Annotated in this window: 9 protein-coding genes; 1 reads left to right on the forward strand and 8 read right to left on the reverse strand. The window is 42.3% G+C overall.

Features of this window, described 5'->3' with window-relative positions; genetic code table 11:
* Window positions 1–2: 2 nt before the first annotated feature.
* The 4 genes from QQL36_RS02820 to QQL36_RS02835 form a co-directional block, all read right to left on the reverse strand.
* The gene (locus QQL36_RS02820) at window positions 3–857 is read right to left on the reverse strand and encodes a DUF4249 domain-containing protein (protein WP_083720169.1); all 855 of its coding nucleotides are present in this window, start codon (window positions 855–857) and stop codon (window positions 3–5) included.
* A gap of 79 nt (window positions 858–936) precedes the next feature.
* Entirely contained in the window at window positions 937–3,546 is a 2,610-nt protein-coding gene (locus tag QQL36_RS02825; protein WP_321568827.1) for a carboxypeptidase-like regulatory domain-containing protein, read from the reverse strand.
* Between the two features lie 88 nt (window positions 3,547–3,634).
* A complete protein-coding gene (locus QQL36_RS02830; protein WP_321568828.1) occupies window positions 3,635–4,747 on the reverse strand; it encodes a FecR family protein in 1,113 nt (370 codons plus the stop codon).
* Window positions 4,748–4,872: 125 nt separating this feature from the next.
* Entirely contained in the window at window positions 4,873–5,382 is a 510-nt protein-coding gene (locus QQL36_RS02835; protein WP_083720166.1) for an RNA polymerase sigma-70 factor, read from the reverse strand.
* A 134-nt stretch (window positions 5,383–5,516) separates the two neighbouring features.
* On the opposite strand from QQL36_RS02835, the gene QQL36_RS02840 reads away from it, so the two are divergent.
* Window positions 5,517–6,539, forward strand: coding sequence for a quinone-dependent dihydroorotate dehydrogenase (locus tag QQL36_RS02840; protein ID WP_321568829.1), 1,023 nt, complete (start codon window positions 5,517–5,519; stop codon window positions 6,537–6,539).
* Between the two features lie 41 nt (window positions 6,540–6,580).
* Here the strand turns inward: QQL36_RS02840 and QQL36_RS02845 are convergent, their stop codons facing one another.
* From QQL36_RS02845 to QQL36_RS02860, 4 genes are all read right to left on the reverse strand, one after another.
* Window positions 6,581–7,483, reverse strand: a complete 903-nt coding sequence (locus QQL36_RS02845; RefSeq protein ID WP_321568830.1) for an Abi family protein — start codon at window positions 7,481–7,483, stop codon at window positions 6,581–6,583.
* 1,865 nt (window positions 7,484–9,348) lie between these two features.
* Window positions 9,349–10,368 (reverse strand): Abi family protein, encoded by a 1,020-nt coding sequence (locus tag QQL36_RS02850; RefSeq protein ID WP_321568831.1) that lies wholly within the window; start codon window positions 10,366–10,368, stop codon window positions 9,349–9,351.
* Between the two features lie 77 nt (window positions 10,369–10,445).
* Window positions 10,446–12,443, reverse strand: coding sequence for a glycoside hydrolase family 127 protein (locus QQL36_RS02855; RefSeq protein WP_083720162.1), 1,998 nt, complete (start codon window positions 12,441–12,443; stop codon window positions 10,446–10,448).
* 197 nt (window positions 12,444–12,640) lie between these two features.
* Window positions 12,641–14,251, reverse strand: a complete 1,611-nt coding sequence (locus QQL36_RS02860; RefSeq protein WP_321568832.1) for a RagB/SusD family nutrient uptake outer membrane protein — start codon at window positions 14,249–14,251, stop codon at window positions 12,641–12,643.
* Window positions 14,252–14,261: the final 10 nt, after the last annotated feature.

The following is a 14,261-nucleotide window of genomic DNA, read 5'->3' on the forward strand; positions in this document are numbered from 1 at the left end:
AGTTATTCTACAGTAAAGAGGAGCCTTGCCGCATTAATGCCAGCCATAATACCATATCCGTTTTCTACATTTGAATAAACGTTTTCCGGATCAAGGGAAATGTTTTGCGAATCGCTCAACCTTTGAGATGATGTAGACTGTAAGTACTGCCAGGCTGCAGGAGTGAGCGAACTTACTTCTATGATCATGTGCGTGCTACTGACTTCCTTCTGGGTCTGTAGTACAAACTGTATAGTTTTACCATTGAAATTTGCATCCGTTATGATGTACTCACTATTGTAATCATTGGTGATGATGTCAGGCAGATCATTATTTAATGCAGGGTCAAGTCTGAAGTGAATGGTATCACTCTTGTCAATTACCCATTTGCCATCGACAGAATCTGCGTTGAAGATGCGTACACGATAGTAGTCGGAGGTAGCGCCATTTTCCTTCAGGGTAAAGCGAACCCGGTTGAATGTGCGTTGTGCATACCCGTCGCTGATCAGCGGACGTATTGGTGTGCTGTCACCTGCACTTACAGAAGTTAATCCATCATTGTCCACATGAATGGAATAATGACTACCCGTCTTTGCAACAGCGTGCGATACGTAATATCCTAACCCATTTATCAATGTGTAAGTGGGGGTGGGCAGGGTAATGCCGTCTTCTGTCAATACAACGGTTGCGGAGTCTAATGGGTCAAATTGATATTCCGTCACTTGTTTACTGCGGGTGACACGGATATAGATCAGGCTGTCAGGTTGAATCAGACTGTTTACAACGATCTTGTCACCAGCATAAGGGATTTCAATTCTTGATTCCTTTACGCAGGAGATCAATGTTATGATGATAAGGGAAATTAAAAGTTTCCGCATGGTGTTAAAATTTGATTGAAAATGTCACACACTGAACAAAACTACTCCCACACTATACCCTCCAACCTTCTTCACGATATTAAAACTTGATTGAAAATGTCACACTTGGCAGTATTGGCAAAATACTAATCTCCTGCAGGTACCGCTTCTCATTCTTCTTATCCGTCACGATAGAATACATAAACGGATTTGCATGATTATATGCATTAAACAAACTAATCGTCCAACTCCTGCTCCCCCACGGCTTCTCCTTCGTATTCGTCGCACTCAGGTCCAATCTATGTATCACACTCGTCCTATACTGATTCCTATTACTCAACTGATCCAACACCGGCAAAGTACTTCCCCCATCATAAGGCGAAGAATCATTCACCCCTTCAAAACTCGCCACCGGCAATGTCAACGGCAACCCTGAATTAAAATGCCAGTTCGCCGCCAACTCCCATCGCTTCCCTATCTGCTGCATCAACATTACCTTAATATCATGCCTCCCATCATAATTATAAGGATACGACTCCCCATTATTCACATTCGGAAACCGCCTGTACGCCCACGAAAGCGTATACGCTATCCACCCTTTCAACTTCCCTTTCCGCTTCTCCAACATTACCTCCCCACCATAACTCGTTCCCGTACCCACCTCTACATAATCATCCCAATTCTTACTCGCCGAGTTGAAAATCTTACCATTATCCTTATACTCAATCACATTCTTCATACTCTTATAATAAGCTTCCAGTGAAAGCGCATACCGCTGATCTTTCAATAACTTATTCACCCCAAAACTAAACTGCCTTGAAAACATCGGCCTTACCTTCCTGGTAGAAGGCACCCACAAATCCATCGGCAAACTCGAATTCGATACACTCAATACATGCAGGTACTGGTTCATATGTGTATGCGCCAGCATCAGCGTCCAATGATGCGGTAACTGATACCTCGCCTGCAACCTCGGTTGCAAAGAAGAATAGAACTTTCCCGGCACCAGAAATTCTGAAGCATGTAAACCAATATTCACCCGCAATGCATCCGTAACCGTCCAGTCATCCTCCACATATAGCAACGCCTCTCCTCCCGTAGAAGTCGCCTGATTATAAGACGTATCCAACAAAGCTTTAGACTGAGAATAATCCTGAAATGCCGATACCCCGGGATTAAATTTGTGGATAATTCCACCCACGCCAAATTTGAATATATGATTCGGAGAAGGAATAAATTCTACATCCGTTCTCAGTATCAGATCCTGCACCATTGAATAGTATTTCCCATACAAATGAATAGAATCAGCACTCTTCGAAGGCTCGTAATAATAGTTGTAATCGATATTGAAATAATACTGTGAATAATTCAATGTCGTATTCATAAACAACTTCGGATTAAAAACATGGTTCCATCTCAATGCACTCGTTTGATTCCCCCAACTCAATTTTGTAACAGTATTCTCTTTAAAAGGATTCGAAGCAGTCGTACTATCCGCATTATTTTGCAAGGTCAATCCAAGGTTATCATTACCTATATAACTACTGAAGTAAAGCCGGTCCTTAGGAGAAAAAATATGATTTATTTTCAGATTCACATCATGAAAAACAAGGTTCACCTTTGTCCCTTTCTCCTTTTGAATTTCCTCATAAATATTATCCAGAAAAGGTTCTAAAATAGACCTGCGGGCAGAAACGACGAAGGAGGTCTTATCTTTTTTAATAGGTCCTTCCACCATTCCTCTTACAGCAATCACACCCACAGAAGCCTCCCCATGATACTCTTTCATATCCCCATCTTTTGTGGAAATATCAATTACAGAAGAAAGCCTGCCTGCATAGCGTGCAGGAAATCCACCTTTATAAAAGTCTGCACTTTTCACAATATCCGGGTTAAACACAGAGAACAATCCAAACAGATGCGAAGAATTAAACACAGGCGAACCATCCAGCAAAATGAGGTTCTGGTCAGAACCACCCCCTCTTACACTGGTCACCGTACCTCCATCTACCCCACCGGATACACCTGGCAAAGTCGCAATCGCACGCATCACATCAGACTCCCCCAATAACCTGGGCATCGCCTTTACATCTGCCGGTGAAACATGTAAGGCGCTCATCTGCCGGTTAGATTGCGCGGAGTCAGATACCGTGAACTCCTGCAGACTATTAGAAGGCTGCAATCCTATGATGACAAATGATTTTTTTGTAGAGGAAAGTCTTTCCGGGTTATAACCAATATAACTGACCCACAGATTACAGGAATCTTTTGGAATGGTCAGACTGAAAAACCCAAACTGGTTAGTAGTAGCTCCTGCCCGTTGACTGGGAGCATATACCGTAGCACCAATGAGTCTTTCACCATTGCGCACGTCCTGCACATAACCACAGATAGTGACGTTGGGAGATTTTTTTACGGTCAGCACAATTTGTTCACCAATGCGGGCGAAGCGAATATCAAAAGGAGAAAAGAGTTCGTCAAGGGCTCTTTTCAGGGGTTTATCTTGAAAATTGACTGTTACCCGGCGGGAAAGGTCTACTATCTCCCTGCTATAGGAGAAGTGGATGCCGTACTGGGATTCCAGTTGTCCGCAGATAACGGAAAGTGGCTGATTATTTACGGTGACAGTGATCCGGGTATGCCAGTCCCAGCCTAACACCTGCAGGGGAATGAGTAACGTTCCCAGCAGCATTCTTCCGAGCAATGACATAGTGTGATTTAAAAAAATGGGCTTTCCAGCCTTCTTGATTGAAATACTTTCTGGACTTCTTTAATGTGGTGCTGTTCAATTGAATTAATTAATCCTGCGGCCGCAACTCATAATCAGCACCCTTATTAATTACATTTGCATTCGTCGAATAAGCGATGGCATCCAATACATTCTTCACTGGTTCTCCTGTATAAGTGCCGGTAACCGGCAACTCCAGCAACGCAGCATCTGCAGTTACGTTTATATGATACAGCACATGAATGGTCTGCAACACCTCCCGCAAAGGAGTATCTTTAAAGACTACAGCACGGGTCTCAACATCACTAATATGTGCGCCAACCTGGAAATACTGCTTACTGGTATCTTCCTGCAACAACATACCAGCAGTTAAAATTACACTATCCTGCTGGTGGGTTACTTTAACTTTCCCTGAATGAATGAAGACACGCAGCTGACTGCTGTTATCCACACTAAAACGGGTACCCAAAACAGTTATTGCCTGATTGCCCAGGTCAATAATAAACGGATGAGAGGCATCAGTAGTTACATCAAAGGTGGCTTTTCCTTTCAGGATAACTTTACGATCTTTTTTACCAAACCCAGGGGCCACCTGTAATTGTGCGGCGGGGTCCAGCTGGATGCTGGTGCCATCATCCAGTTTCACCAGCTGGGCGCCGTTATAGTTGATTTGCCGTTCGTTTTGATGCATAATGTACCAAAGGCCTGCGCTGATCAGGAGGAAAACAGCAGCTGCAGCTGCCATCCACCTGGTAAGGGTTTTTGCGGGGGCTTTGGGTTGGGATGACTCATTATGGGTCATTCCATTATTTAACTCCAGCGAATCCGACCCATCTACCCGACTACTGACACTTTCCTTACCATTTACGCCTTCTCCACCACTGACACTTTCCTCTCCGGTTACACCATTTTCGCCAATCATTCCCCGGTGGTCCATTCCTCCTCCCTTCCTTTGCAGCTCCATCCGCTCACTCAGCATCCTCCAGGCCGTCTCCGTATCCATTCCTCCTGCTACCGCCTGCTCTGGAGCTGTACTTAACAACTTATCCAGAGAAGCCAGCAATACCGGATGCTCAGAATTCGCCTGCAACCAGGTATTCACCCATCGCTGCTCAATGCTATCCGCTTCCTTCAGCAGATACTTGCATAGAAGTGCATATAATGCCTCATCTGGTGTAAGCATAGTCATGTACAGTTAGTAGATTTACAGATTTGCCGGGCAAAAATAACATTTGCCGGTATGATAAATGACGCGTGCGGAAGGAGGACTCCCCTATTGTGGAAAATAAATTTTATCATAAAACCTGCCTATAAAAACAGGAACATCCCCAAATAATCCCTCAATTCTTTATGCATATGCTTCAGCGCCTTCCCCATTTGATTCTCGACAGTCTTCACCGAAATATTCATCAGGGTCGCAATCTCCGCATATTTCAACTGCTGCTGCCTGCTCAGTACAAACACTTCCCTACACCTCTCCGGTAACTTCTCCAACGCCTGCTGGTACAATTTTTCCAGCTCCCATGCCTGAGACGACGTCACTGTTGGGGATAACTCATACCCTGAAGCCAGCTCCTTTTCAGACCTGACGGTATCTTTCCGCCAGTTACTAATCGCTGTATTCCGGATAGCAGCAAAAAGATAAGACTTCACCATTCCCGTAATATCTACACTCTCCCGTTTCTCCCAAAGCTTGAGAAAAACCTGCTGTACTACCTCTTCACCATCATGTATATCTCCGGTATAATGCACGGCAAAAGCCACGCACTGTGCATGGTACTCCTTAAAAATGGCTTCTAATTTCTGGCGGTCTAGCATGATATCGGTTACAAAAATAGTATTCCCGAATGAAGATCAATGCAATTATAAATAATAAAAGTTTCATTGTGACAACAGTGAAATGACGAGGATCTCTCTTTTGCTTTTCTGGTTTAACATTATCTTTGTGCCGCATGTATAATTTAATCAAAAAGGTGTTTTTCCGTTTTCCGCCGGAAAAAATCCACTATCAGGTAATGAAAGGCCTGCAGATATTGCATGGCGTTCCAATGGGCAAGCAGATCCTCCATTCATTTTGTATGTCTAAAAAGACCGGGCTGGAACGGACTTTATGGGGACTGACCTTTAAAAATCCCGTTGGCTTGGCGGCAGGGTTTGACAAGGATGCGAAGTATACGGATGAATTGGCTAGTCTGGGCTTTGGATTTGTAGAGATTGGGACCGTAACCCCGGTGGCTCAGCCGGGTAATGACCAACCTCGTTTGTTCCGTTTGCCTACAGATAAGGCGCTGATCAACAGGATGGGATTTAATAATGGCGGCGCCGCTCCGGCAGCAAAACGACTGCTGAAGCGGAAGTCAGATATTATTATTGGGGGGAATATTGGGAAGAACAAAATCACGCCAAATGAAGAAGCGATTAGTGATTATGAAAAGTGCTTTCATGCGCTTTTTGATGTGGTAGACTACTTTGTAGTCAACGTCAGCTCTCCCAATACGCCTAACTTAAGGGCTTTGCAGGAAAAAGAACCGCTGAAACAGTTATTGCATCATTTGCAGATGCTGAATGAGCAGAAGGCGAAGCCAAAGCCGATTTTATTAAAAATAGCACCGGATCTGACGGATAGTCAGCTGGATGATATTATAGAGATTGTTACTGAAACAAAACTGGCCGGGCTGGTAGCTACGAATACGACGATTTCAAGAGAAGGATTACAGACTCCTCAGCATGAGGTGGAGGCGATTGGTGCGGGTGGTTTGAGTGGTTTACCTGTGAAGGAAAAGGCAACGGAGGTGATCCGGTATATTTCTCAGAAGACGAAGGGGAGTATTCCGATTATTGCGGTTGGTGGGATCTTTACGGCGGCAGATGCGCAGGAGAAGTTGGATGCGGGGGCGAGTTTGGTGCAGGTGTATACAGGGTTTATTTATGAGGGACCGACGATAGCGAAGAAGATATGTGATGGGTTGAAGTAAAAAGATTGAAAAAGGCTGCTTTAGAGCGGCCTTTTTTATTGTCATAAATCTTCTTCATCCCAATTCTCTGGAAATCCCATACGTTCCAGATCAATTCCTCTATATTTTACTAACAACTCCATTAGTTTGTAACTAAAATTATTCCCGGGGCTGGCAGTGTGTAATAAATAGCGAACGATACATAATTGGTAGTATAACCTTTCACTCTCTACACTTCCAGTTGGAGGTATATTATTAATCCAGCGTAATTTAACATGTCGTATTTCTCTCGGGAGGAACGAAAATATTCTGTAGCAAATCAATGAGTGATGGGCACAATAATTTCTAAGCATTGATACGACCTGTATCCATGACTGGAACCATTTGTCTTTAGAAATCCCGTATACATTAACTATTATCTTCTTTTCTTTAACATCACTTCGGATATTTCTATAAATCTTGGATAATGTACCGAAAGAAAGTATGTGCAATGTTTTCCAGGCTGGTGGATGTTCATATTTGGTATTTCTTCTGTCATGCTGCTTTATGAAGTCTTCATCAGATCGTTCAAGCTCACGATTAATCGTTTCGATTACTTCATTCACTCTGTCTTCACTAAAAAATACAGACTTATCTGCAAACCAGTTTGAGCCATAAGAGGGGCACATCATATTGATCAGGATAGCACGAAAAGACACCTCTATACGCTCAATAGCGTCCATTATTAATAGTCTGAGTTCACGATCAAAATTATAGAGTTCAATAACATGATCGAATGTAGTACCAGTCATAAATGTATGACTGACTTGGTTTTTCTGTAAATATTTCCAGTAACCTGATAATCTGTAAAATCCTACATGGGTTAAATAATGAATTGACTCATCAGAACTACTAATTATTAAACCGCGTTGTTGAAGGATTTTTATTTGGTCTGGTAACGTGAATGGTCTTTCAATGGAATTCATATAAAAAAAATGCCCCGCCTCGGGTGCGCTGATCTGACGGGAAGCGTGGCGGGTTCTGTTAACACAAATATACTTTCATTTATTCAAAAAAAACAAATTTTTAGCTACCTAAAAAAGCATTTTCCATTAATTGATTCCTACATTATTTGATCGTTATTATTATTCTCATCTATCAAAAAACGAACCTTATTAACTCCTCAATTTTCCTCAATTACACCAAACTAAATAACGATTCGTTTCTTTCGAATCATTTATTATTTAACCGCGCTATCTAAGGATTCTAATTTGATGAAGTTATAAAGTGAATGGCCTTCCAGTGGAGTTCATATAAAAAAAATGCCCCGCCTCTGGTACGCTGATCTAACGGAAAGCGCGGCGGGGACTGTTAGTACAAATATACTTTCATTTATTCAAAAAAAAACAAATTTTCAGCTTTCTAAAAAAAGCATTTTCCATTAATTGATTGCTACATTATTTGATTGCTATTATTATCCTCATCTATACAAAAAACGAACCTTATTAACTCCTCAATTTTCTTCAATCACAATAAACTAAATAACGATTCGTTTCTTTCGAATCATTTATTATTTAACCAAGCTATCTAAGGATTCTAATTTGATGAAGTTATAACGGGAATGATCGTTCAATGGAATTCATATAAAAAAAATGCCCCGCCTGTGGTACGCTGATCTGACGGGAAGCGCGGCGGGTACTGTTATCACAAATATACTATAATCAATAAGACAAAAACAAATTTTCACCTATCTAAAAAAGCATTTTCCATTAATTGATTGCTACATTATTTGATTGCTATTATTATCCTCATCTATACAAAAAACGAACCTTATTAACTCCTCAATTTTCTTCAATCACAACAAACTAAATAACGATTCGTTTCTTACGAATCATTTATTAGTTAACCGCGCTATCTAAGGATTCTAATTTGCTGAAGTTATAACGTGAATGGTCGTTCAATGGAATTCATATAAAAAAAAATGTCCCGCCTCTGGTACGCTGATCTGACGGGAAGCGCGGCGGGTTCTGTTACCACAAATATACTTTTATTTATTCAAAAAAAACAAATTTTCACCTATCTAAAAAAGCATTTTTCATCAATTGATTCCTACATTATTTGATCGTTATTATTATTCTCATCTATCAAAAAACGAACCTTATTAACTCCTCAATTTTCCTCAATTACACCAAACTAAATAACGATTCGTTTCTTTCGAATCATTTATTAGTTAACCACGCTATCTAAGGATTCTAATTTGATGAAGTTATAACGGGAATGATCGTTCAATGGAATTCATATAAAAAAAATGCCCCGCCTCTGGTACGCTGATCTGACGAGAAGCGCGGCGGGTACTGTTATTACAAATATACTATAATCAATAAGACAAAAACAAATTTTTAGCTATCTAAAAAAGCATTTTCCATTAATTGATTCCTACATTATTTGATCGCTATTATTATACTCATCTATACAAAAAACCAACCTTATTAACTCCTCAATTTTCATCAATTACACAAATTTAAATAACGATTCGTTTCTTACGAATCATTTATTATTTAACCGCGCTATCTAAGGATTCTAATTTGCTGAAGTTATAACGTGAATGGTCGTTCAATGGAATTCATATAAAAAAAATGTCCCGCCTGTGGTACGCTGATCTGACGAGAAGCGCGGCGGGTTCTGTTATCACAAATATACTATAATCAATAAGACAAAAACAAATTTTTAGCTACCTAAAAAATCAATTTTTAATAATTGATTCCAGTATTATTCAATCGATATTTTCCTTCACATTTTACCAAAACGAGACTCTCATCAAACCATCTACAATCAACTATTATAAACTTCATCATTGCCACAAATCTTCCTCATCCCAGTTCTCCAAAAAACCCATCTTCTCTAAATCAATCCCTCTATACTTTACCAACAATTCCATCAACCTATAACTAAAATCATTCCCCGGACTCGCTGTTTGTAATAAATACCTTACAATGCATATCTGATAATATAATTGTTCACTCACTACACTACCTGCAGGAGGAATATTTTTAATCCAGGGTAATTTGACTTGTCTTATTTCTCTTGGAAGGAATGAAAAAGGTCTGTAACAAATCAATGAATGATGCGCACAATAATTCCTAAGGATAGATACCACCTGCATCCATGACTGTAACCATCTTTCCTGAGGAAGCCCATAAACCTTAGCAATTATCCTCTTCTCCTTAATATCATCCCTAATATTCCTATATATCTTGGACAATGTACCAAAGGAAAGGATAGGCAAAGTTTTCCAGGCTGGAGGATGCTCAAATCCAGTTTTCTTTTTATCATGCTGTTTTACAAATTCTTCATCTGATCGCTCAAGCTCCCTGTCAATTTTCTCAATTGCATCATTCAGCCTTGCTTCATTAAAAAAGATACGCTTATCTGTAAACCAGTTTGAGCCATACACAGGGCACATCATGTTAATCATTATAGCTCGAAACGAAACTTCTATCCGTTCCATAGCGTCCAGCAACAATAACCTAAGTTCACGATCAAAATTATATAGTTCAATAACATGATTGAAAGTGGCTCCAGAGATGAATGCATTACGAACACTATCCTTCTGGAGGAACTGCCAATAATCTGCCAATCTATAATATCCTACATGCGCTAAATAATGATTAGCTTCATCACTATCATCTATTTCTAAGCCACGTTGTTGAAGGATTTTGATCTGGTCAGGTAATAATGGGAATTGTTTTTCAATGGAATTCATATAAAAAAAATGCCCCGCCTGTGGTACGCTGATCTGACGAGAAGCGCGGCGGGTTCTGTTAACACAAATATACACCCATTCTTTAGACAAAAACAAATTTTCCCCCATAAAAAAAGATATTCTTCAATTTTTAATCAAAAAATTAAAAATTGAAGAATATCTCAATCATTTCAATCACCCAATTATCACTTCAAACTCACCTCCTTCACCCTCTCCAAAAACCATACACTCATCTCCCCCTCTCCCCTATTCGCCCAACTATAATAAGGTATCAACGTCACCCCCTCTTTTACCGTCTCCACCTCCTGCTCCTCCCGCTCTACATTCACCCTCTTCCCCTCTCCCTTCAACACCACTACCCCATTCAACAACCCCTTCTCCATCACCACATCCCACTTTCTCCCCAACTGAAACAAATTACTCACCTTCCCCCCATTGTCCTTCCACTCCGCACAATACACCAACGGCCCCCGCTGGATCGCCACCTTCCCCACATCATCCACCAACCTGCTATCCGCCAACACCTCCTTCACCTCCATCGGCAAATTCATCGTCACCACATCCCCCTTCTTCCACTGCCTGCTCACCACCGCATACCCCTTCTCCATCTTATATGATACCGGCTGCCCATTTACATTTATCACTACAGCAGCAAAAGCAGTATCCCTAAACCGATACAACCCATCCGGTATCGCCTCTCCCTTCGCCCATCCCGGTACCCGCACATACAAATCAAATGCACTCGCCTTTACCGGATCTATTTTTAATACAATATTCCCCTCCCACGGATAATTATGCTGCTGCGTAACCACCACATCCGCATTATTCACTTTCAATTTCGCTGTACTATTTATAAACAAATTCACATACACCCTCTTCCCCTCCTGCGCATACATATAACCCGGCACTGATGGCAAAAACCGCACTAAATTCGTCGGACAACATGAACACTCAAACCACCCTGAACGACCCGGCTCTAAACTACCATGCTTCACCCCATCCGTCACCTGCATCGCATTCGTATAAAAGAACGACTTCCCATCCAACCCCAATCCTGATATCAACCCATTATACATCACCTTCTCCAACAAATCTATATACTTCGCATCCCCATGCAATAAAAACATCCGCTCATTCCAAAATGCATTCCCTATCGCCGCACACGTCTCATTATAAGCCGTCGCATTCGGCAACTCATAATCCTCTCCAAACCGCTCCCCTTCCGGCACCGCACCTATCCCTCCCTGTACATATATCTTCTTCCCCGTCATATTATTCCATATCCTGTCTATCGCCGCCAAATAAGCCGTATCCCCATCTATCGCCGCTATATCTGCCATCGCTGCATACAAATACATCGCCCTTACCGCATGCCCTTCCGCCTCATCCTGCGCCGTCACCGGCTTATCATCCTGCCAATACTTCCCATTCTGCCACTCATTCTTACTCCTCTTATCATACGCCCGCTTCCCTCTCTCATCTATAAAAAACTTCGCCAGCGCCAGATAATCTTTCCGCCCCGTAATACGATATAATTTCACTAACCCCATCTCTACTACCTCATGCCCAGGCGCCACCCCTCTCTTCCCTGGCCCAAATGTTTGCACCAACAAATCCGCATTCTTCAACGCGATATCCAAAAAATTCTTCTTCCCCGTCGCCAGATAATGCGCACTCGCCGCCTCAAATAAATGCCCTGAATTATACAACTCATGACTCAACACATGCTCATTCACCCACCGCTCTGGCCCCGCCCACTCTGGTGGATGCAAAGGATCAATCGTCCTCGCCGTATACAAATACCCATCCGGCTCCTGCGCCTTCGCCACTATCGCTATCAATGAATCTACATACCGATCCATTTGCTTATCCGGCGTCACTGCCATCGAAAACGAAGCCCCTTCTATCGTCTTGTAAATATCCGTATCATCAAATGTAAACTTCGTACAAAACTTCCCCGAATGCGCTGCCGCCATCTCAAAATTCTTTACCCTGCCGGTATTCTCACACCGCGCAAACGACGCCGGTATCGTTACGGTATGATTCACCTGAATACGCGGCAACCAAAAGTTGTCCGTCAATTTTACCGCTGTAAAATTGACTGCACGGATCGGATAATCCGCTTGTTGGGCTGATAAGGTAACTGAATAGAACAGTGACAATGATAAAAATAATCGCTTCATAATCGTGCATGTTTATTATCAAAAAGTGGAAAAGGATATCGCCCTCTCCCCAAAGACCTATCTCAAAAAATAATTCTTCCAAAAAAATAAAAAAAACGCGCTGTAAGTCTACAAAAATCCATCAACACCCTGCAAAATCTTTCCAATACATCACTAAAAAGCATTCAGTAAACTCACAAAAAAGCATCCACTCAATCCTAGTAACCCGCATTCTGCTTCAAATTCGCATTCTTATTCAACTCCGTCCTCGGTATCGGATACAAACTCCTATAATCCCCATTCGGACTATGCGAAAACCAACTCTTCTTCGTAAACACCCCAAACCTGATCATATCCTGCCTCCTTCTCCCCTCCTGACTAAACTCCCATCCCAACTCATCCAAAAACCGCCCATACACCACATCACTCCCCCCCTGAAAACTTGAATCCAAATGATTCCTCAACCCATAATCATACTCACTCCCCTTCAACAAATCTGCCCCCGTCACCGTCGCCTTTGATGGATTCGTTGAAAATGACCGCTGCCTTACCGTCGTCACTAACGTCGCCGCATCTGCTGTATTTCCCGTCCGTAACAAACTCTCCGCCTTCATCATCAACACATCCGCATACCTGAACAACGGCCAGTCATTACTCAACTGCACCTGCGCCTTCTGCTTTATCTCAAACTTCCCCAATCTATACCCATGTATCTCCTCCGATGCATCTATCCCCGGTACCGCATTGATGTAATTCAATGGCTGCCCTGAATAAGCCCCCATTGTACAATTCAACACCTCCCCACCCGCACTGTACTGCTGCCCCTTTATCCAGTTATCCCTGAGCCGGTCATCATCCACATCATACGTCTTTATAAACTGTGGTATCGCACATATCCCTCCCCACGGCGTTGACTTCAAATTATACGTCGCCTGGTTCGCCGGCTGCAATGTCTCCATATGTATATCAAATGCATTCCAGTTCGTCACATACGTCTCATCGAAAGGTAATGCAAAAATGATCTCTGGTGAGTTCTCATTCTCTGTAATGAACACATTCTTCTGCGCTGCCTCCAATGCAAACCCTACATGAGAATCTATCAACGTATCACACTGCTTTATACACGCTGCCCACGCCGGCACACCCGTATACACCTCCGCATTCAGGTACATCTTTGCCAACAACGCATGCGCCGCCCACTGATTGAATTTCCCATACGTCGTTCCATCATTCTTCGCACTCAACAATGGCAGATAGGTATTGATCTCATTCACGATAAAATCATATACCTCTTTCCGTGTGTTCTGTGTAGGCAGATATCCTGACGGCACATTGAACTCCGTTACTAACGGTACATTCCCATAAAAATCACACAACACATAATAATATGATGCCCGCAATACATGCAACTCCGCCAGCGTGGCATGCTTGGCCGTTGAATCTGATATAGGTATGATCCCTGACTCTAACTGATAGATCACCCTGTTACAATTCGTAATCCCCGCATATGCACGCCCCCATGTCTGCACCACTATATCATCATCCGCTGTCCAGGTATGCTCATGTATACGCAGATAAACACCCCCATCTACCCAACCATTCGGCCTCGCCGGTATCACCACTTCATCTCCTGATACTTCCTGCGCACGGAACAATCCATTCCAATCATTCATCACATACCGCCAGTTTACATACGCTGCCCCCACCAGACTCGCCAAATCTTCTGTAGTCGGATCAAACTGACTATCAATGATCTTATTATAACTGGTATCTTTTAGTTTGGTACAGGCCATTGCAAACAGCACTGCTATCCATATGTATCTTTTCATTGCTTTGGTT

The sequence above is a fragment of the Chitinophaga sp. LS1 genome (genome assembly GCF_034274695.1).
In the GTDB taxonomy this organism is placed as follows: Bacteria; Bacteroidota; Bacteroidia; order Chitinophagales; family Chitinophagaceae; genus Chitinophaga.